Annotated in this window: 17 protein-coding genes; 7 read left to right on the top strand and 10 right to left on the bottom strand. The window is 70.9% G+C overall.

Features of this window, described 5'->3' with window-relative positions; all coding sequences use genetic code 11:
* Position 1 precedes the first annotated feature (1 nt).
* From AC1DXJ_RS15740 to AC1DXJ_RS15730, 3 genes are all read left to right on the top strand, one after another.
* Positions 2-403 carry a cytochrome c oxidase subunit 4 gene (locus tag AC1DXJ_RS15740; RefSeq protein WP_477613235.1) on the top strand — a complete coding sequence of 134 codons (402 nt, stop codon included), beginning with the start codon at positions 2-4 and terminating at the stop codon, positions 401-403.
* A gap of 327 nt (positions 404-730) precedes the next feature.
* Positions 731-1,963 (top strand): L,D-transpeptidase, encoded by a 1,233-nt coding sequence (locus AC1DXJ_RS15735; protein WP_477637470.1) that lies wholly within the window; start codon positions 731-733, stop codon positions 1,961-1,963.
* A gap of 182 nt (positions 1,964-2,145) precedes the next feature.
* The gene (locus tag AC1DXJ_RS15730; protein ID WP_477637469.1) at positions 2,146-2,961 is read left to right on the top strand and encodes a DUF6299 family protein; all 816 of its coding nucleotides are present in this window, start codon (positions 2,146-2,148) and stop codon (positions 2,959-2,961) included.
* A 76-nt stretch (positions 2,962-3,037) separates the two neighbouring features.
* On the opposite strand, the gene AC1DXJ_RS15725 is transcribed toward AC1DXJ_RS15730, so the two are convergent.
* The 5 genes from AC1DXJ_RS15725 to ctaE all read right to left on the bottom strand — a co-directional run bounded on the left by AC1DXJ_RS15725 (position 3,038) and on the right by ctaE (position 8,092).
* Positions 3,038-3,379: a metallopeptidase family protein gene (locus AC1DXJ_RS15725; RefSeq protein ID WP_477613436.1), complete on the bottom strand. Its 342-nt coding sequence runs from the start codon at positions 3,377-3,379 to the stop codon at positions 3,038-3,040.
* 173 nt (positions 3,380-3,552) lie between these two features.
* Positions 3,553-5,319 (bottom strand): cytochrome bc1 complex cytochrome b subunit, encoded by a 1,767-nt coding sequence (gene qcrB / locus AC1DXJ_RS15720; protein WP_477637468.1) that lies wholly within the window; start codon positions 5,317-5,319, stop codon positions 3,553-3,555.
* Positions 5,316-6,389 (bottom strand): cytochrome bc1 complex Rieske iron-sulfur subunit, encoded by a 1,074-nt coding sequence (gene qcrA / locus AC1DXJ_RS15715; RefSeq protein ID WP_477613435.1) that lies wholly within the window; start codon positions 6,387-6,389, stop codon positions 5,316-5,318. The genes qcrB and qcrA overlap by 4 nt, the downstream gene beginning before the upstream one ends.
* A 196-nt stretch (positions 6,390-6,585) precedes the next feature.
* Positions 6,586-7,371 (bottom strand): cytochrome bc1 complex diheme cytochrome c subunit, encoded by a 786-nt coding sequence (qcrC, locus tag AC1DXJ_RS15710; protein ID WP_477637467.1) that lies wholly within the window; start codon positions 7,369-7,371, stop codon positions 6,586-6,588.
* Positions 7,372-7,426: 55 nt separating this feature from the next.
* Positions 7,427-8,092, bottom strand: coding sequence for an aa3-type cytochrome oxidase subunit III (gene ctaE, locus AC1DXJ_RS15705; protein ID WP_477637466.1), 666 nt, complete (start codon positions 8,090-8,092; stop codon positions 7,427-7,429).
* 96 nt (positions 8,093-8,188) lie between these two features.
* On the opposite strand from ctaE, the gene AC1DXJ_RS15700 reads away from it, so the two are divergent.
* Both AC1DXJ_RS15700 and trpD read left to right on the top strand, forming a co-directional pair.
* Entirely contained in the window at positions 8,189-8,641 is a 453-nt protein-coding gene (locus AC1DXJ_RS15700; RefSeq protein ID WP_477613229.1) for a response regulator, read from the top strand.
* Between the two features lie 5 nt (positions 8,642-8,646).
* Positions 8,647-9,762, top strand: a complete 1,116-nt coding sequence (trpD, locus tag AC1DXJ_RS15695) for an anthranilate phosphoribosyltransferase (RefSeq protein ID WP_477637465.1) — start codon at positions 8,647-8,649, stop codon at positions 9,760-9,762.
* Here the strand turns inward: trpD and AC1DXJ_RS15690 are convergent, their stop codons facing one another.
* From AC1DXJ_RS15690 to AC1DXJ_RS15675, 4 genes are all read right to left on the bottom strand, one after another.
* Positions 9,763-11,184, bottom strand: coding sequence for a pyridoxal phosphate-dependent decarboxylase family protein (locus tag AC1DXJ_RS15690; protein WP_477637464.1), 1,422 nt, complete (start codon positions 11,182-11,184; stop codon positions 9,763-9,765).
* Positions 11,185-11,270: 86 nt separating this feature from the next.
* Entirely contained in the window at positions 11,271-13,844 is a 2,574-nt protein-coding gene (locus AC1DXJ_RS15685) for an SCO7613 C-terminal domain-containing membrane protein (protein ID WP_477637463.1), read from the bottom strand.
* A gap of 155 nt (positions 13,845-13,999) precedes the next feature.
* Positions 14,000-14,284 (bottom strand): Lrp/AsnC family transcriptional regulator, encoded by a 285-nt coding sequence (locus tag AC1DXJ_RS15680; RefSeq protein WP_477613225.1) that lies wholly within the window; start codon positions 14,282-14,284, stop codon positions 14,000-14,002.
* 53 nt (positions 14,285-14,337) lie between these two features.
* Positions 14,338-16,071 (bottom strand): DEDD exonuclease domain-containing protein, encoded by a 1,734-nt coding sequence (locus AC1DXJ_RS15675; protein ID WP_477637462.1) that lies wholly within the window; start codon positions 16,069-16,071, stop codon positions 14,338-14,340.
* Between the two features lie 175 nt (positions 16,072-16,246).
* Between AC1DXJ_RS15675 and AC1DXJ_RS15670 the strand changes: the two genes are divergently transcribed.
* Together AC1DXJ_RS15670 and AC1DXJ_RS15665 are read left to right on the top strand one after the other, a co-directional pair.
* A complete protein-coding gene (locus AC1DXJ_RS15670) occupies positions 16,247-16,468 on the top strand; it encodes a hypothetical protein (RefSeq protein WP_477613223.1) in 222 nt (73 codons plus the stop codon).
* A gap of 20 nt (positions 16,469-16,488) precedes the next feature.
* Positions 16,489-17,829, top strand: a complete 1,341-nt coding sequence (locus AC1DXJ_RS15665) for a hypothetical protein (protein ID WP_477637461.1) — start codon at positions 16,489-16,491, stop codon at positions 17,827-17,829.
* On the opposite strand, the gene AC1DXJ_RS15660 is transcribed toward AC1DXJ_RS15665, so the two are convergent.
* Positions 17,802-19,214, bottom strand: a complete 1,413-nt coding sequence (locus AC1DXJ_RS15660; RefSeq protein WP_477637460.1) for a hypothetical protein — start codon at positions 19,212-19,214, stop codon at positions 17,802-17,804. The genes AC1DXJ_RS15665 and AC1DXJ_RS15660 overlap by 28 nt on opposite strands.
* Positions 19,215-19,228: the final 14 nt, after the last annotated feature.

Below are 19,228 nucleotides of genomic sequence, written 5' to 3'. Positions count from 1 at the left end.
CGTGAAGATCGAGTACAAGCTCTTCGTCATCCTGGCTGCCTTCTTCGCCCCCTTGGGGCTCATCTACGGCATCTTCACCCACTGGCGGGAGCCGGTCGGCCCGGCAGGGCTGTTCCTGTCCGCCGGTCTCGGCGCCATGATCGCCTTCTACCTGTGGGCCACGGCGCGGCGCCTCCCGGAGCGGCCCGAGGACAACCCCAGCGGCGAGATCTGGGAGCAGGAGGGCGAGTACGGCTTCTTCAGCCCGCACTCCTGGTGGCCCCTGGCCCTCGCCGGAGCGTCCGCCCTGTGCTTCCTCGGCCTGGCCGTCGGCTGGTGGCTGTTCATCATCGGGGCGGGCTTCGGGGTCGTCGCCCTGGTGGGCTGGACCTTCGAGTACTTCAAGGGCCCGCACGCCGTCTGACGGCGCTCCATCGACAGCTCGGCCGGGCGTACGCACCCCTCGGGGTGGTACGCCCGGCCCTTCGTCGTGTCAAGGCACCCATCCCGAGCAGGTAGACTGCTGCCAGGTCCGCGCAGGGGCGGACCTCTTCCAGGGGGCTCGGCTCCAGGGGGCTGGGCGCGGGATCGTGATCGCCCGGCCAGACACAGCTGCATAGCCAACCAATGAGGGCTGCCCGGCGTCTGTTCGGGTGACGGGCATCGTCGGGGCACCATCCGACCGGTCCAGCCGCACACGAACAAGTCACGCACAGGGCGCCACGGTGGCGCAGAGCACAGGAGCACACACGTGGTGGGTAGGACACAGGGGTCACGACGACTGGCCACGGCCTTGGCCGTGGCCGCGTTGTCGGGGGTAACCGTGCTGGCCGGGTGCTCAGGCGCCGTGGACAGCCCGAGCACCGACAACGTCGCAGCCAGCTCGAGCAGCAGCTCGTCCTCCTCGTCGGCGACGCCCACTCCCGCGGAGCTCACGATCAGCCCGGCCCAGGACGCCACCGACGTGCTGCCCACCGAGCCCGTGGTCGTCAAGGCCACCACCGGTTCGCTCGGTGAGGTCGCCGTGACCGACGCCAAGGGCGCCACGGTCGCGGGCGCCCTCGGTACCGATGGCTCCTGGACCTCCAGCGCGCGACTGGCACCCAGCGCGTCCTACACCGTCACCGCGAAGGCAACGGGTCCAGACGGCACGCCGTCCACGACGACCTCCACGTTCACCACCCTCAAGCCCAAGGTCACGGCCACCTACGGCATCCTCAACTCGGGCGAGACCGTGGGCGTCGGCATGCCGGTGAGCATCCAGTTCGACTCCGCGGTCGCCACCGCGAAGCTGCGCGGCGAGGTGGAGAAGCTCGTCAAGGTCACCACCTCACCCAAGCAGGCCGGCGCCTGGGGCTGGCTCGACAACCGCCAGCTCATGTGGCGGCCCGTGAACTACTGGAAGCCCGGCACCAAGGTCACCATCAGTGCCCCCCTCACCGGCGTCCAGACCGGCGAGGGCAAGTGGGTCGGCAACGACGACTCCGCCAGCTTCACCATCGGCTCCTCGATGGTCTCCACCGTGGACATCAAGCGCCACGTCATGACCGTGACCCGCGGCGGCGCCGTGATCAAGACCATCCCGATCAGTGCCGGGCGCCCGGGCCCGCAGACCGAGACCCGTTCCGGCATCAAGGTGATCATCCGCAAGGAGGGCACCGTCGTCATGGACTCGACGACCATCGGGATCAAGAAGGGCGAGCCCGGCTACTACAAGATCACCACGCAGTCCGCCATGCGCGTGACGTGGACGGGGGAGTACCTCCACTCCGCGCCCTGGTCGGTCGGAGCACAGGGCAGCGCCAACGTCAGCCATGGCTGCGTGAACATGTCCCCCGCCAACGCCGCCTGGATGTACGCCAACTCCAAGGCCGGCGACGTCGTGAAGTTCACCGGCTCGTCCCGGCAGTTCCAGCCCTCTGAGGGCATCGGCGTCTGGCAGTACTCGTTCGCCGGCTGGAAGGCGCAGAGCGCGCTCGCCTGAGCGGCGTCCGAGGGCTCCCAGGGCGTCCTCCGGGTTTCGTCGCGCCGCTCGTCGACGGCAAAGGCTTGGTCGACCGCGAGCAATTTCTTGGTCAAGCATGCAACCGCGAGCCGGTCGGGTGGAGTCAATCCGGGTGTGACCATCCACTGGGGCATGGTCCATCACACAGCTGGGGGATCCACATGTTGTTGATGTCTCGCTCCGCCCTGTCCGCCGCCGCCGCACTGCTCCTGGTGCCGGTGCTGGCCTCCGCCGCCACCGCGGCACCCGCTCCGAACGACACCGCTGCCAAGGCAACCGTCGTCTCGGCCCTGCCCAGCACCTTCGAGCAGGACACCACCGGCGCCCAGACCGATGCCACCGATGCCGCGCTGAACGCGCAGTGTGGGGCGCCGTTCACCAACGCCAGCGTCTGGTTCCGCTACACCGCCGCGACCGACGGTGGCGTCATCGCCGACATGTCGGCCTCGAGCTACTCGGGCGGCTTCATGGTGACCGAGGGCGATCCCGCTGCCGGCAACCTCGTGGCGTGCGGCCCGACCACGGTCGGATTCGCGACCACGGCCGGGCAGACCTACTACGTCGTCGCCTTCAGCGACACCGCCGCCGTCGGCGGGAACCTGGTCGTCACCTTCGACAACGCCCCGCCGCCGCCGGAGGCGACCATCACCGTCAACCCGCGGGGCGTGGCCAACAAGGACGGCTCGGCGACTATCGGCGGGACCTACTCCTGCACGAACGCCGACGACTTCTTCAGCGACATCGAGGGCACCCTCACCCAGCAGGTCGGCCGGGTGAAGATCACCGGCTTCTTCTTCGTCAACCCCATCCAGTGCGACGGGGCGACCCACACCTGGTCCGGCACCGCCTACAGCGACAACGGCCTCTTCAAGGGTGGCAAGGGTGCGAGCGTGACCTTCGCGTTCGCCTGTGGCGTCTTCGAGTGCGCGGTCGGCTACGCCGAGCAGACGGTCCAGCTCAGCGGCGCGCGGAAGTAGCTCCAACGCACCACCGGTGCCGTGTCCCGTGACCGGGGCACGGCACCTGCGCGCCGTGGGGTGCGCGTGGCAGGGCTCACCCCCAGCCGAGGTCGTGCAAGCGCGCGTCGTCGATCCCGAAGTGGTGCGCTATCTCGTGCACCACGGTCACGGCGATCTCGTCGAGGAGGTCCTCGCGGTCCTCGCACATCCGGGTCAACGGGCCGCGGAAGATCGTGATCCGGTCCGGGAGCGCCCCGGCCCAGCCGTCACCACGCTCGGTGATGGGGGTGCCGTCATAGACGCCGAGCAGGTCGGGGTCGTCCGGTGGCGGCTCGTCCTCGACGAAGAAGACGACGTTGTCCAGCAGCCGCATCAGCTCGGGAGGCACAGCGTCGAGGGCGTCGCCCACGGCCACTTCGAACTCGGCTGCCCCCATCTCGACCACGGGGCCAGCCTGTCACGTGAGGGCCGTCACGCCGAAACACCCCCAGGCATCGGTATGCCGCCCACTCGCGGCCGCACGCGAGGCGTGGGTGGTGAGCGGGCGGCATACCCGGGGGTGTTTGGCCTGAGAGGCTCAGGGAGCCTCTGGTGGGCTTGTGAAGGGCCTCAGGGGCGCTTGGGGGGCTCCCTGCGCGAGCTCTCGAGGGCCGGCCGCGACTCGTCGCCGCTCGGAGCGGCCTCGATCGCCTCGTGGCCATGGCCGTCGTGGTGTGCCGCGGCCAGCTCGGCCGGCGTCACCGGGTTGATGCTGTCGGTGAAGTAGAACCGCGACAGGGCCGAGCGGGCCTTGTCCTTGCGGGCCGTCGGTGAGGCGACGCCGTGGGCGTCGGTTCCCGCCTCGAGCAGCAGGACTTCGTGGTCCTCGTGCTGGACGAGGTTCCAGCGGGTGAACTCGTCGAGCGGCTCGTGCTGCTCGAAGAACTTCCCGTCGGCGGTGCGCACGATGCGTCCGGTCTCGCGGCCGTGCAGGACCAGGTCGCGGTCCTTGCGCTGCAACGACAGGCAGATGCGCTTGGTGACCCAGAAGACGATCGGTGGCGCGATGAAGAAGGCTGCCCGCAGGGTGTGGGTGATGTCGTTGATCGACAGGTGCAGCTTGATCGCCATGAGGTCGTTGCCCGCGGCGAACATGAGCACGCCGTAGGCCGTCAACGCTGCCATGCCCAGCCCTGTGCGAGTGGGGTTGTTGCGCGGCCGGTCGAGCAGGTGGTGCTCGCGGTTGTCGCCGGTGACCCACTTCTCGAGGAACGGGTAGGCGCCCATCAGGCCGTACATGACCGGGATCAGGAGGATGGCGCCGATCATCACGTTGAACGAGAACGTGAAGCCGAAGGCGGTGAACTCAAGCCAGCCGGGCAACAGACGCAGCGCGCCGTCGGCGAAGCCCATGTACCAGTCGGGTTGGGCTCCTGCAGTGACCGGCGAGGGGTCGTAGGGACCATAGGCCCAGATCGGGTTGATGGTGACCAATCCAGAGATCAGCGAGATGACGCCGAAGACGATGAAGAAGAAGCCACCGGCCTTCGCGGCATACACCGGCATGACCGGGAAGCCGACGACGTTGTCGTTGGTGCGGCCGGGCCCGGGGAACTGGGTGTGCTTGTGCACGAACACCAGCCCGATGTGGGCGGTGAACAGTCCGACCAGGATCGCCGGGAGCAGCAGCACGTGGATCGAGAACAGGCGGGGGATGATCGCCTCGCCGGGGAAGGGGCCGTCGAACAGCGCGAACGACAGGTAGGACCCGAGCACGGGCACCGAGCGCATGAAGCCTTCTGCGGCGCGAAGGCCGGTCCCGGAGAGCAGGTCGTCCGGCAGGGAGTAGCCGGCGAAACCCTCGATCAGGGCCAGCATCGACAGGATGCAGCCGATCACCCAGTTGATCTCACGCGGCTTGCGGAAGGCACCCGTGAAGAACACGCGCAGCATGTGGACCGACAGCGCGACGATGAACATCAGCGCGGCCCAGTGGTGGATCTGGCGGATGAGCAGACCGCCGCGGATGTCGAAGGAGATGTCCACCGTCGACCGGAACGCCTCCGACATCGTGATGCCACGCAGGGGCAGGTAGCTGCCGTCGTAGACGACCTGACCGGCGCTGGGGACGAACCAGAAGGTAAGGAACGTGCCCGAGAGCAGGCAGATGATCAGGGAGTACATGGCGACTTCGCCGAGCATGAAGGACCAGTGCTCGGGGAAGACCTTCTTCATGAGGTAGCCGACCGGCTTGGCCGCTCCCGTGCGGTCGTCCAGCCAGCCCGCCACGCCCCCGACGGCCTTCAGGCCGGGGTTGGTGGGCTCCTCGGGCTGGGGGTCGTCCCTGCGGAGGCGGTCGATCGGGTCGCGACCCGTCGGGTGGCGGTCGGTGCTCATGCGGAACCACGCTCCCAGAAGCTCGGACCGACGGCCTCGCGGAACGGGGCGTCGGCGATCAGGTAACCCTGCGCGTCAACGGTGATCTTCAGCTGCGGCAACGGACGCTTGGCCGGCCCGAAGATGACCTTGCAGTCCTGCGTCACGTCGAACGTCGACTGGTGGCAGGGACAGAGCAGGTGGTGCGTCTGCTGCTCGTAGAGACCAACCGGGCAACCGACGTGGGTGCAGATCTTGGAGTAGGCGACGATGCCCTCGTGGCCCCAGTCACGCTCCTTCTGGGGCTTGATGTCCTCGGGGTTGAGGCGCATCAGGAGCACGGCGGCCTTGGCCTTGTCCTCGAGCACGTGCTCGGAGTCCTTGATCGACTCGGGGAGCACGTGGAAGACCGAACCGATGGTGACCTGATCCGCCCGGATCGGGGTGCGCTCGGGGTCGCGGACCAGCCGGTCACCCTTCTTCCACATCGTGGTGGAGAGCTGGTTCTTCGGCAGGGGACCGAGCCCGCCCACCAGCGGCAGCAGGATCGCCAGCGGCGGCAGCGCGAGGGCGCCGACCAGCGAGAACTTGATGAGCGGGCGACGGCCGAGCTGGGCCTTGTCGCCGCCGTCCATGAGACCGGTGACCACCCGCGTGCGGTCCTCGTCCTTGGCCCGCAGGGGGTGTCGCTCCTCGACCGACTCGACGTCGGGCATCAGGGTCTTGGCCCAGTGGACCGCCCCGACACCGCAGCCGAGGAGGGCGAGGGCCATCGTCACGCCGAGGACGACGTTGTAGATGCTTGCGTTGCCGATGCCGGGGATGAATCCCGACCGCTCGGGGTCGATCGCGAAGTAGGCGACGATGAACAGCACCGTGCCCAGGCTGGAGAGGCCGAAGAGCGCTGCGACCTGCTTCTCGGCCCGTTTGGCTGACTTCTCGTCGAGGTCCGACATCCGTGCGGCGTGCGGCGGCAGGCCCGGGTTCTGGAAGTGCGCCGGAAGGCCGCCGGTGCCCTCGACATGGCCCTGGTCCAGCCGGACCGCAGTGGAGCCGTAGCCGTCGCCGTGGCCGTCGCTCTGGCCGGCCATGTGGCCAGCGCCGTGGCCGTCGCTCGTGCCGACGACCGCGCCGTGCGGCGTGTCGTGTTCGCTCATCGTGTCGTCGATCCTGTCGAGTCGCGGTGGTCAGTTCCAGTGTCGCCCCGGGCGATGGTCTGGGCCAGAGGGTGTGACCGACCCGTCATGGCCGTGTGTGCCCTCTGTGCCGTCGGAGCCTTCGGGGCCATCAGGCGGCCTTCCGGCCGAGCCAGACGGCGAAGCCGACCATGATGCCGAGCCCGAAGATCCAGGCGAAGAGCCCCTCGGACACGGGGCCGAGGTTGCCCAGCGCCATCCCGCCGACGTTCTCCTGCTCGTCGACCGCGTGGAGGTAGGCCACGATGTCGTTCTTGGACTCCGGGGAGATGTTGTCGTCGCTGAAGACGGGCATCGACTGGGGGCCGGTGACCATGGCTTCGTAGATGTGCTTGCCCTCGACGTTGTGCAGGTTCGGGGCGTACTTGCCGCGGGTCAGGGCGCCGCCGGAGCCGGCGAAGTTGTGGCACATCGCGCAGTTGACCCGGAACAGCTCGGCGCCGAGGGCGACGTCGCCCCCTTCACCGTTGGTGTACTCGGCCTCGGGGATGGCGGGTCCGGGGGCCAGCGACGCGACGTATGCCGCCACCGCGGAGATCTGGTCCTGCGTGAACCGGACCTGCTCCGCGCGGGGGGCCTGGACGTTCGGCGCAGCCATCGGCATGCGGCCGGTGCCCATCTGGAAGTCCACGGCAGCGGCGCCGACGCCCGGAAGGGCCGGACCGGCCTTGGTGCCCTGGGCCTGCAGCCCGTGGCAGGTCGCGCAGTTGGCGAGGAAGAGCTTCTTGCCCTCCTCGACGGTGCTGGCGGCTGTCGTGGCGGCGTCGGCCTTCTTGGGCGCGAGGGCGGAGTAGGCGACCCCGGTGAGGATCAGGCCCAGGAGCAAGAGCAGGGCGATCGCGGCCGGGTGGCGACGGCGGGCGGCCAAGGCGTTCACAGTGCGGTCCTGTCGATGGAGGCGGGCAGGGCGGGCTGGGAGGTCATCGTGCCGGTCATTTCAGCAGGTAGATCGTCGCGAACAGCGCGATCCACACCACGTCGACGAAGTGCCAGTAGTACGAGGTCACGACCGCGCCGGCAGCCTGGGCGTGGCTGTAGTGACGGGTCGTGAAGGTGCGCCCGATGATCAGCAGGAAGGCCAGCAGGCCACCGGTGACGTGCAGCGCGTGGAAGCCGGTCGTGAGGTAGAAGACCGAGCCGTACGCGGTGGAGGAGAGGGAGATGCCCTCGTGCACGAGCTCGGAGTACTCGAGGACCTGACCGGAGACGAAGACCGCGCCGAAGATGTAGGTGAGGACGTACCACTCGCGCATGCCCCAGCTCGGGACGGCGAGGAGGCTGGCGTCGCCGCGGTGCGGTTTGCCGTGCTCGGCCGCGTGGACGCCGAGCTGGCACCAGACCGACGAGACGACGAGGACGATCGTGTTGATCGTCGCGAAGGGCACGTTGAGCACCCCCGTCGACTCCTTCCACAGCTCCGGCTCCACCGAGCGGATCGTGAAGTACATCGCGAACAGGCCCGCGAAGAACATCAGCTCGCTGGAGAGCCAGACGATGGTGCCCACCGACACCATGTTGGGTCGGGACACCGGCCCGTGGCCGGGGATGCTGCCGGCTGAGCGGGCGGGTTCAGAGGTCACTGGAGATGCGGTCGCCACGTGCGCCAGATTAGCCACATTCGCAGCGCGGCACACCGTCGACCCCCCGATGGGTGCGTGGGCGTGCCGAAACGCCGCACCGGTAGCATCTGCGACATGACCGCTTCGCACGCGACCGCCGCCGACGCACCGACCTCGTCGGGGTCCTCGGCCCGCCAGATCTCCGTGCTGTTGTACAGCGACGACAAGACCACGCGCGACGCAGTCCGGGTCACGGTGGGACGTCGTCCGGCGCGGGACGTGGAGGTCGTGTCGTGGCGTGAGTGCGCGACCGCGGCAGCGGTGATCGAGGCCGTCGAGAACGCCCGCTTCGACGTCCTCATCCTCGACGGTGAGGCAGCGCCGATGGGTGGGCTGGGCCTGTGTCGCCAGCTCAAGAGCGAGATCTTCGAGTGCCCGCCGGTCCTCGTCCTGACCGGACGACCTCAGGATGGCTGGCTCGCGACGTGGTCCCTCGCCGACCTCGCGGTCCCGCACCCGCTCGACCCGATCGCCCTGGCCTCCGCCGTGGCCGAGCTGGGTCGCGGCGCTCGCCCCAGCGCCTCCTGACCGGCATGAGCGTCCCTGAGCCGGCTGGTCCCACCTGGCCGGACCTGCTCACCCTGCTGATCGCGCGGAACCACCTCTCCACCGACCAAGCGGCGTGGGCGATGGACCAGATCATGAGCGGCGAGGCCTCGCCGGTCCAGGTGGCCGGATTCCTCGTCGCGCTCCGCGCCAAGGGCGAGAGCGTCGAGGAGCTACGTGGCCTCGCCGACGTGATGCTGGCGCACGCCAACCGCATCGAGGTCCCGGGTCCGAGCCTCGACATCGTGGGCACCGGCGCCGACCGGTCCAACACGGTCAACATCTCGACGATGGCCTCGATCGTCATCGCTGCCAGTGGTATCCGAGTGGTCAAGCACGGCAACCGGGCCGCGTCGTCGGCCTCTGGTTCGGCGGACGTGCTCGAAGCCCTGGGCGTCAACCTCACCCTCAGCCCGCAGCGGGTGGCCGAGGTGGCGACGGATGCCGGCATCACGTTCTGCTTCGCCCAGGCCTTCCACCCCGCGATGCGACACGCTGCCGTGGCGCGCAGCGGGTTGGGTGTGGGCACGGCGTTCAACGTCCTCGGGCCCCTCACCAACCCCGCCCAGCCCACGTATGCCGTCGTCGGGGTCGCCGACCCGCGCGTGGCGCCGCTCATGGCCGGCGTGTTCGCCGGGCGGGGCAAGGATGCTGTGGTCTTCCGCGGCGACGACGGCCTCGACGAGCTGACCCTGAGCACCACCTCGACGGTGTGGTGGGTTCATGGCGGTGAGGTCACCCAGCGTGTCTTCGACCCCCTTCACGTCGGCCTCCAGCGCCAGCCGGTCGAGGCCCTGCGCGGGGCCGACGCGACGCACAATGCCCAGGTGGCGCGAGACCTGTTCGCCGGGCAGCGTGGGGCGGTCCGCGAGGCGGTCGTGCTCAACGCAGGCATGGCGCTGGCCCTGGCCGCACCAGATCTCGCCGCCACCCCCGACACGTCGGGTGGGGCGGGCGACAGGATCGAGCACGGCGCCTCGGACGAGACCTTTGCGGCGGCGGTGCGATCGGGCATGGACCGGGCCGAGGCTGCCCTGGACTCCGGGGCGGCCGCCGCCCAGCTGGACCGGTGGGCCGCGGCGACGCAGAGCACACCGGCCTGACTAGACCAGCTGGTCCTCCCCGTCCGGATCCGCCCCGTCCGGCTCCACCTCAGTAGCGGCCACTCGCAGGATCGCTGCGACCGACTGGTCCAGGTCGGCTTCTGTCGTGGACCAGTTCGACACCGATACCCGCATCAGTCGACGGCCCCGCCAGGTCGTGCCGCCGAGCCAGCAGGTCCCGTCTCGCTGCACCCCTTCGATGACCTTGTCGGTCCGTGCGTCGCTGCCGAAGCTGACCAGCACCTGGTTGAGGACCACGTCGTTGACCACCACGGCGCCGCCTGCCTCGAGCCCGTCAGCGAACCGCTGGGCCAGTGCGCAGCACCGGTCGACGAGGTCCGCGACACCGTCACGACCCAGCTCACGCAGGGCGGCCCAGACAGCGAATCCCCTTGCCCTTCGTGACGACTCGGGGACGAGGTCACCCAACGCGGGCGTCGCTCCACCCTGCCCGGTGAGGTATGCCGCGGTATAGGACAGTGCTGCGGCGTGCACCTGGGGGTGGGCGCAGATGGCGAATCCGCAGTCGTAGGGGACGTTGAGCCACTTGTGGCCGTCACAGGACCACGAGTCGGCGAGGCCGATCCCGTCGACGAGGTGCGCCTTCTCGGGCGAGGCGCCGGCCCAGAGGCCGAAGGCCCCGTCGACGTGCACCCAGGCACCGTGTCGCCGGGCCACGTCACAGGCGGCCCGGAGGTCGTCGCAGGCGCCGGTGTTGACGTTCCCCGCCTGGAGGCAGACGATCGTCGGTCCTGGCGCGCCCCGGTCGAGGACCGCCGAGAGGTCGTCGACGTCGATGGCGCCGTTGACCTCGGCGCCCACCGACTCCACCACCGCAGTGCCGAACCCGAGCAGCCGCAGCGCCCGGTCGATCGTCGCGTGCCGCTCGGCGCTGGCGACCACGCGCACGGCCGGGGCGCCACCCAGCCCGTCACGCCCGACGTCCCACCCGACCGCGGCGAGGACGTGCTGACGAGCCGTGGCCAGGCAGACGGTGTTGGCTCCCTGCGCACCGGTGACGAAACCGACCGATGCGTCGGCGGGTAGCCCCATCAGCTCCTTCAGCCAGCCACCGGCGACCTCCTCGGCGACGGCGGCTGCGGGGGAGAGGGTGGCGTTGAAGGCGCACTGGTCCCACCCGACCGCCACCATGTCCGCGGCCGTGGCCGAAGGCAGGGCGCCGCCGATCACGAAGCCGAAGAACCGGGGCCCCGGGGTCGCGGCCAGCCCCGGTGTGAAGGCCCTGACCAGCTCGTCGAGGACCTCGCCCGCGGGTGTTGGCGCATCGCGCAGCACCGCGTCCACCTCGAGCCGCAGCGTCGCAGCATCGACTGCCGGGGCCACCCGGGTCACCGGCAGCCCCGACCGGTGGCGTGCCGCCACGTGGGCGGCCCGCTCGAAGAGGAGGGTCAGATCGTCCATGCGGTGAAGGTACGCCGACTCGTGCCACGGCAGCCTCCGCCGTCGGGGTGAGCGGCTCGTGCCGTGCTGGCCGACGACCTGTCGACCTACGACATCCCGGCCAGCCAGCTCACCGCCTGGCGGGCGTCGGCCCGGCGCTGCTCGTACCTCGCCCCGACCGCCAACAGGGCGACACCCAGCGTGCCCAGCGTGAGGTAGCGCGGTAGCTGGACCGCATAGGGGCCGAGCTGGGTGAGCGCGATGACGATGGCTGCTGTCGCACCCAGGACGACCGGTGCCTGCCACCGTCGCAGCGCGCCGGCCAGGAGGACGAGCACCGCTGCAGTCACCGTGACCAACGGGCGCAGGAGGCCGTCGTCGACCGTGGTGTACAACGCGGAGGGGAGCAGCGCCACCGCCAGGCCCGGTCCGGCGGTCAACCAGGAGTGGTCGCTGAGCTCGCGATGCGACCACAGCCCGGCGGCGAGCACCAGTGCGGCGAGTGGCAGCGTCCAGGCCTCGAGCGTGGTCACCTGGGCCCGGTCGAGCTCGAGCCAGGCTGCCGCCGTGAGCCCGACCACGGCGAGGGCGACCGTCGCGCGACGGTGCGGCAGGGCGGCATACGCGACGGCGACGAGCCCGTATGCCGCGGCGACGGCTGCTGCTGCATGCGGCCACGACCGGTCGACGGCGACGGCGACGGTGGTGACGGCGACGAGACAGGCGAGGGTGCCGAGGACGACCTCCTCGGGACGGCCGCGTCGCCACTGGGCCAGGGCCACGAGAACCAGTGCGGCGGCGACGAGCACGGTCCACTGGGTGCGGCCGCCGACGAGCCCACCGGCCAGCCACAGCGCCCAGGCGGCTGCCGCTGCACTGACCCCTGCGGCGACGGGGCGAAGGACAGGGCGCAGCACGGCGGTCGCCGCCGCGGTCAGGGCGATGGCCACCAGGAGGGTGATCACCACACCGTCGCCGAGCCCGACCCCCACCGCGCCCAGTAGAGCGCCGAACAGGGTGAGGTGGCCAACGGCGGCCAACGGTGCCTCTTCGGGTTCCGAGCGCCGCACCAGGGCTCCGGCGACGAGGGCAGCACCCGCCGCGGAAGCGGTCAGCACCTCGACGTCGATGGAGACAATGGATCCGCTGATCGTGACACCCGCCACCGCTGCGACTGCACCCACTGCGGTCGCCTGCACCCGCCACCCCGGCCGGTGCACCGCTGCCGTCGTGGCAGCAAGGGCCACGCCGGTGAGGGCGACGATCGTAGCGGGACGTGAGTCGTGGACGATCGCAACAAGGACCAGGACCGCGAGGGCCAGGCCGGTCTGGGCCTCGCACCAGGCCGTGCCCAGCGACGTCGTCCGGATGCGGGCGGCCGCCAGGACGGTGGCGAGCACCGCGGTGAGCAGGGCCAGCACCGCGGTCCAGAACGCGCCGACCTGCAGGGCGAGGCACAGGACAGCCGTCGGGACCGCTGCGGAGGCGACCAGGGCGACGATGCCGAGGGCGCGCCAGTCGCCGGACAGCGGTCGGGCGACCCAGTCGGCTCGGACCGCTCCCCGGCCGCCGAGGCGTGTCGCCCGCACGGCGACGACCCGCCTGACCACCAGCGCGCCGGCAGCGGCCAGGGTGGCCAGGAGGACCACGCACGCTGCGCCGTCGAAGGTCATCGCGCCGACCCCGGTACCGGACGGGGTGTCCAGGGCATCGGCCGACGCCGTGGCCGCGCCTACTGAGGCCGCGGCAAACGAGAGCGCCGCCCACCCGGCGGCGGGGCCGGTCGCGGCGCGGCGGGTCAAGCCGAAGGAGGCCGGCACCACCAGGTGCACGGCTCCGAACAGCGCAGCTCCGAGGAGGGACAGCGCCGCACCGCCGGCAGCAGTCGAGGCGTAACCGACGATTCCTGCCCAGCCGATCGAGGCTGCCGTCAACGACAGCACGGCGAAGCCGGCGACGCGGCGGTCGTGACGGTGCACGGCGGCCAGGGCGAGGGCTGCGACCAGGCCGGTGACGGCGGTGTAGGCGCGGGCGTCCAGGGCGTCGAGGTCAGCCAGGCCGAAGCGTCGCGCGGCACTGACGTCCAGGAGCAACAGTCCGCCCGCCACCAGGGCCAGGGCTTCGGCGCTGCTGGGCAGCCGACGGCGCGATAGCTGGAGCGAGGCCACGGTCGCGGCAGCGGTGAAGCCACCCATGACCAGCATCTGACCGGTGCGGCCGATGACGAACCACGCGATGGCCAGGGCGATCGACGCGGCGACCAGGACGAGCAGGACACCGACTGCGAGGAGGGTCTGCTGGGTGGTCCAGCCCCTCCGCGGGGCCGTGGCGGGTGTCAGGTGGGCTGGGGCGGAGGAACCGGACAGGGCAACGTCCGAAGGTGACTCCGAAGAGAGCTCCCTCAGCTCCCAGGGCAGCTCCGAGGGCGGCTGGGACACCCGTTCCGCCGTCTCGGCCGGGGCGGGCGGGGCGGCCGGCGCTGCCGCGGACGCGGGGGCGTCAGCCGTGGCGCGCAGTGACGCGAGAAGGAGGCTGCGTTCGCGCTGGAGGGCGGCGAGACCCTGGTCGACCTGCCACAGCCGCACCGCGTCGGGGCCGGTGAGGGGCAGGTGGCAGGCGAGGCACGAGGTCGATGCCTCGGGCAGGAGCAGGCCACAGGCGGGGCAGGGGATCGGCGACATCGGTCCTCCGGGGGGTGCGGGCGCGAGTGCACCGTGTCACCCGAGTGTGGGGGTCGGCCGGGGGGTCGCGGAAGGGCGTTGCTACTCAGACCGGCCGTGTGGCCGAGGAGGTGGGAGGAGTGCCGCGCCCCGACGGGGAGTCGCGGAGCCGGTGCTCAGTCCCCGTCGAGGCCGAGGCTGAAGGCCGCCTCGAGGTCGTGCTTGGAATAGGTGCGGAACGCGATGTGCGTGTTGGTCCCGATGACGCCCTGCACCTTGTTGAGCCGGTCGGCTATCACGTCGTTGAGCTGCTCGTGCTCCTTGACCCGGATCATCGCGATCAGGTCGGCGTCGCCGGCGACCGAGTAGACCTCGGACACGCCTTCGAGCTCGGCGATGGCCTGCGCCACCTCGGGGATGCGGTCGACTTCGGCGTTGATGAGCACGATGGCGGAGATCACCTGACCAATGTATCGGTCCGGGCTCGACGAGAGCAGCGCACTCTCGCGGCGCGTCAGGAGGCCGCGACGAAGCCGGCCACCGCGTGCCGCGCGACTACCTGCGGCTCGAGCTCGGCACGGGCGCCACCGGCGCCCCCTACTGGGCAGGTCCACTCGCCATCGAGGTCGACGATGCGCACGCCGGGCGACTCCAGCCAGCGCAGGATCTTCTCGGTCTCCTCGGGGGTGGCCGCAGGGGCCGGCCAGTGGGCCGGGAGCACGACCTCGGCACTGTCACGCACCGCATCGACATAGGGCATCGGGTCAGCCCCTCGTGGCGAGATGGTGCTGGCGGCGAGGCGGCCGTGCCGGACCACCACGATCTCCCAGCCGCCCGACGTGGCCGGACGCGCGGCGATGATCTCGGGGCTGGCGGCCAAGGGTGCGATCCGCTGGGCCCGGGCCATGCCGCGCACCAGTGCGAGCATGCGGTCGCGCAGCGTGCCCGCGTCCTCGAACCGCTCCTGGTCGGCGAGCGAGCCCATCCGGGTGCGCAGCGCAGTCACCACCCCGCGCGAGTCCCCGGCGAGGGCGTGCACGGCGTCCTGCACCACCGCGGCATACTCCTGCACGCTCTGGGCCCCCGTGCACGGAGCGCCGCAGCGGCCCATGTCGGCCAGGGCGCACGAACCGACGGGTCGGGTGGGGGACAGCCGCTGCACGCACTGGCGCAGCGGGATGACCTCGTGGACCGCCGCCACGGCGTCCTCCGCCGAGCTGCGGCTGCCGAACGGGCCGATGTAGCGGGCACCGTCACCGCGGACCTCGCGCACGATGGACAGGCGGGGGAAGGCCTCGACGGTGAGCTTGACCCAGGTGGCTCGCTCGGGGGTCTTGGACCGCCGGTTGTAGCGCGGTTTGTGTTCGGCGATGAGGCGCAGCTCGCGGACCTCGGCCTCGAGGGTGGTGGCGCAGACGATCGGGGTGACCGACTCGGCCAGGCGCACCATCTCGGCCATGCGAGTGCGCTGCTCGGACGCCGTGAAGTAGCTGCGGACCCGGGTGCGGATGTTGACCGACGTCCCGACGTAGAGGACCCGACCGTCGGAGTCCTTGAACAGGTAGACACCCGGCTCGTTGGGCAGGCCGTCGGCCAGCCACCGCTTGCGCCGCTGGGCGGGGCTGACCCGCGAGGTGTAGCTCGCGAGCTCCTCGAAGGTGTGGACACCGAGACTGCCCACCCTGCCGATGAGGGCGTGCAGGACGTCGACGGTGGCCTGCGCGTCGTGCAGGGCGCGGTGGTCTGGGGTGGTCGTGGCACCGAACAGGGCGGCCAGCGTGGACAGCTTGTGGTTGCGCGCCTCGTCGCGACTGACCAGCTGGCGCGCGAGGTGGACCGTGTCGAGCACCGCGTGCCGTGGCCAGTCGATGCCCTGGTCGCGGGCAGCCATCTTGAGGAACCCGATGTCGAACCCGGCGTTGTGGGCGACGAGCACCGCGCCCTGGGCGAACTCGAGGAAGGCCGGCAGAGCGGACTCGATGCGTGGAGCGTCGGCCACCATCGAGGTCGTGATGCCGGTGAGCGACTGGATGAACGGCGGGATCGGCAGGTGCGGGTTGACCAGCGTCTGGAACTCGCCCAGCACCTCGCCGCCACGCACCTTCACGGCGCCGATCTCGGTGATGGCCGAGTCAGCCGGGCTGCCACCGGTCGTCTCGAGGTCGACGACGACGAACGTGACCTCAGCCAGCGACGTGCCCAGGTCGTCGAAGGTGCCCTGCACCATCTGGTCGTCGGCCGTCTGCATGGACCAGACGGTAGGCCGGTGGTGTGACAGCCCGTGGCAGGCGCGCCCTCGGCACGACGTCGGGTGTGCCGGCGTCGCTGGCGTTGTCAGTGCCCTCACCTAGCGTCGTCGACAGGTGACACGACAGCAGTCCCCAGACGGACAGAGTCCCAAGACAGAGAGCGAGGTGGTCGCGATGATCATCGAATGCCAGAGCTGCCCGGTGCGCGACCTGCACTGCGCCGACTGCATGGTGACGGCCATGCTGGTGCCGCAGGGCGCGCACCTGCCCCTCGACGCCGCTGAGCGGGCGGTCGTCGCGAGGTTCGCCGACGCGGGGCTGGTCAGTGCGCACGAGGCCGCCTCGGCCAGCGCTCGCCGTGAGCCCTGGGCCGCCCACGTCCGCGCCGTCGGCTGATCGCTCCCTACGATGGCTGGATGAGCCGGCCCACCCCGTCCCGTGGCGGTCGCCCGGGCCGCGCGGCCGCCGGTGCCGGGCTCATCGCGCTCGTCGTCACCATGCTGGTCGGCTGCTCCTCCGACGAGCCACCGGCCGTCCGCACCTCGACGACGTCGCAAGCCTCCCAGCAGAACGCCCCCGAGCCCTCCGTCGCTCGAGAGGACGCCCTGGCCGCCCTGCTCTCCCAGCGGGCCTCAGCGGTCCGCGCTCACGATCGGTCGGCGTTCGCCGCCACCCTGGACGACCCGACCTCGGGCTTCGGGCTGCGCCAGCTCGCGCAGTTCGACGCGCTCGCGCAGCTCCCACTGAGCACCTTCAGCTATGGCACGCCCGAGCCAGCTCCCGCGCTGAGCACCGAGCGGGCGGCCCAGGTCGGCCCTGATGCGTGGGTCTCCCGGGTGGCCGGCCGCTACCGCCTCGGGGGCTTCGACACGGCGACGCGCGAGTTCGAGTCCTACTTCACCGTCGTACGACGTGGTGACCACTGGCGGTTGGCCGACGACACCGACGGCGGCACCCAGGTGCAGCTGTGGGACCTGCCGAGGTTCACGGTGGTGCGCAGCGCGACCACCTTGGTCGTCGGATCGGGTCCACAGAGTCGGCTGCGCCCCTACCTCGCCCTCGGCAACCTCGCCGTCAAGCGGGTCGACGCCGTCTGGACGCCGCAGTGGAACAGCCGCCTGGTCCTCGTCGTCCCCGGGACTGCGGCGCAGATGGCCGAGCAGGTCGGACAGGACAAGGATCAGGTGGCGCAGGTCGCCGCTGTCACGGACGGCCCGTTCGACCTCCAGGGCCGGGCTGGCGCCGACCGGGTGGTGGTCAACCCGAGTGCCTTCGCCCGCCTGGTGCCCCGCGGCAGGCAGGTCGTCGTGACCCACGAGGCGACCCACGTCGCGATCCGCGCCTCGACCAACTGCCCAGTGCCGCTCTGGTTGTCCGAGGGCATGGCCGACTTCGTCGGCTACCGCGACAGCGGCGCGACGCGCACCCAGGTGGCCGCAGCCCTGCTCGTCCGGGTCCGCGCCGGCACGGGGCCCAAGGCGCTGCCGTCCGCCGCTGACTTCGACCCCTCACGCACGACCATCGCGCCGAGCTACAACGCCGCGTGGCTGGCGGTCAACCGCATCGTCGACCGGTACGGCACTTCTGCGCTGGTGCGCTTCTACCTCGCGGCGGCCACGAGTCCCGACGGCTCGTCCAGCACCAGCAGCGACCCCGACGCCAACGTCGCCACAGCCTTTGCGGCCGTGCTGCGCACCTCGCAGGCTGCGTTCACCAAGGAGTGGCTGGCCTACCTGCGGACCCTGGCGAAGTCCTGACCGCTGACGCGCCCGTCCTGCGGGGCGGGCGCGCCAGCGCGTCCGGCACCCGCCACCCGACCCGACTGGGGGAGGACCAGCGAGACGACGACCAGGGCGCCCACAAACCAGAACTGGTTGTAGAAGGCCTGCTTGTTGACGAGGTTCGCCACCAGCAGGACCAGGGCCAGCCAGCGCAGCACGTGGGCCAGGAGGGGTTGGCGCCGCCAAACCGTCCAGCAGACGGCAGCGAGGGTGCCGAGCACAGCCACCCCCGTCACGGCGAACGGCAGGGTCACACCAAAGGTGTTGAGCGCCAACAGGTAGAGCGTGTTGGCGAACTTGATCGGATGGAAGCCCACCAACAGGCTGATGGTGTCGTGGACGAAGTCCGGCGGGCTCGCGAGGAACCACGGGGCGATCAACACACCGGTCAGCGCACCCGTCGCGATGGACCTGCGCCAGCCGAACGGACGCCACAGCAGCAGGACGGGCAGCAGCAGGGCCAGGTGCTGCTTGCTGGCACACGCCAACGCCAGCGGGATGACGGCCCACCAGGCCCGGTCGCGCTGCACCAGGACGGCCCACCAGAGGATCCCGGCGAGCAGCAGTGGCTCCGTCCAGGACTGGTCGAGCTGGGTGAGGGTCCCCGGGGCGAACACCAGGAGCGCCGTCACCGCCGCTGCGGTCCAGACCCAGCCGCGCCCGACGCCATTTCCGGTATGCCGCGGTGCCGTCCCGCGCGCGAGCAGCCAGACCCCGGCCACCGCCACGAGCGTCCACGACGCGAGGGCCCAGCGGACGTCACCGAGGAGCCAGCGTCCGGGCGCGAGCAGCACCGTGGTCCACGGCAGGTAGGGGAAGGCGTCCTTGACGCCGGGGGAGCCGGTCCACGTCATGGAGTAGAAGTTCTCCCCGCGTCCGAGGGCGTCAGTCGCCTGCTGGAGGACGACCCAGACATCGATGCGCGGTCGAGGCGAGGAGATGACGGCGGTGGCAGCGCACGCGGCATACCCCGTCACGGCGACGAGGCCGGCTGCCCACGGGGCGCGAGGACCGTTGGTGCACAACAGGACCGCCGCCGCGAGCGGCGCGACGACGAGCAGGGTCGTGGCCAGTGCGAGGCCAGTCGGTGCGAGATAGCTGAACAGTGGGACCGCCAGCGTGGCCAGCGCCGAGCCGCCCAGCATGACGGCCACCGCCGGACGGGTCAGCTGGATCCGCCAGCCGGCCCACTGCCAAAGGGCGAGCGCCACCGTGGCCGCCGTCAGGGTCGCCACGATGGGGATGCGGTAGCGCACCACGCTCCACTGCAGGGCAGTGAAGAACAGCAGCCAGCCGAGGGCGAACGCCAACGAGGACACCGCCACGGTCCGAGTGGACGATCCGTGGCGGTGTCGGCGCATGGCTAGACCCTAGA

The organism is Pedococcus sp. P2_D9, assembly GCF_056404275.1.
This window is presented reverse-complemented; position numbering and strand designations above follow the sequence as displayed.

Excerpts from the sequence above, each read along its gene's own strand:
- AC1DXJ_RS15730 (WP_477637469.1), top strand. The coding sequence starts at position 2,146 with ATGTTGTTGATGTCTCGCTCCGCCCTGTCCGCCGCCGCCGCACTGCTC.
- AC1DXJ_RS15690 (WP_477637464.1), bottom strand. The coding sequence starts at position 11,184 with ATGGACGATCTGACCCTCCTCTTCGAGCGGGCCGCCCACGTGGCGGCA.
- AC1DXJ_RS15660 (WP_477637460.1), bottom strand. The coding sequence starts at position 19,214 with ATGCGCCGACACCGCCACGGATCGTCCACTCGGACCGTGGCGGTGTCC.
- AC1DXJ_RS15670 (WP_477613223.1), top strand. The coding sequence starts at position 16,247 with ATGATCATCGAATGCCAGAGCTGCCCGGTGCGCGACCTGCACTGCGCC.
- AC1DXJ_RS15700 (WP_477613229.1), top strand. The coding sequence starts at position 8,189 with ATGACCGCTTCGCACGCGACCGCCGCCGACGCACCGACCTCGTCGGGG.
- AC1DXJ_RS15665 (WP_477637461.1), top strand. The coding sequence starts at position 16,489 with ATGAGCCGGCCCACCCCGTCCCGTGGCGGTCGCCCGGGCCGCGCGGCC.
- trpD (WP_477637465.1), top strand. The coding sequence starts at position 8,647 with ATGAGCGTCCCTGAGCCGGCTGGTCCCACCTGGCCGGACCTGCTCACC.
- AC1DXJ_RS15685 (WP_477637463.1), bottom strand. The coding sequence starts at position 13,844 with ATGTCGCCGATCCCCTGCCCCGCCTGTGGCCTGCTCCTGCCCGAGGCA.
- qcrA (WP_477613435.1), bottom strand. The coding sequence starts at position 6,389 with ATGGCCGGCCAGAGCGACGGCCACGGCGACGGCTACGGCTCCACTGCG.
- qcrB (WP_477637468.1), bottom strand. The coding sequence starts at position 5,319 with ATGAGCACCGACCGCCACCCGACGGGTCGCGACCCGATCGACCGCCTC.
- AC1DXJ_RS15675 (WP_477637462.1), bottom strand. The coding sequence starts at position 16,071 with ATGCAGACGGCCGACGACCAGATGGTGCAGGGCACCTTCGACGACCTG.
- AC1DXJ_RS15725 (WP_477613436.1), bottom strand. The coding sequence starts at position 3,379 with ATGGGGGCAGCCGAGTTCGAAGTGGCCGTGGGCGACGCCCTCGACGCT.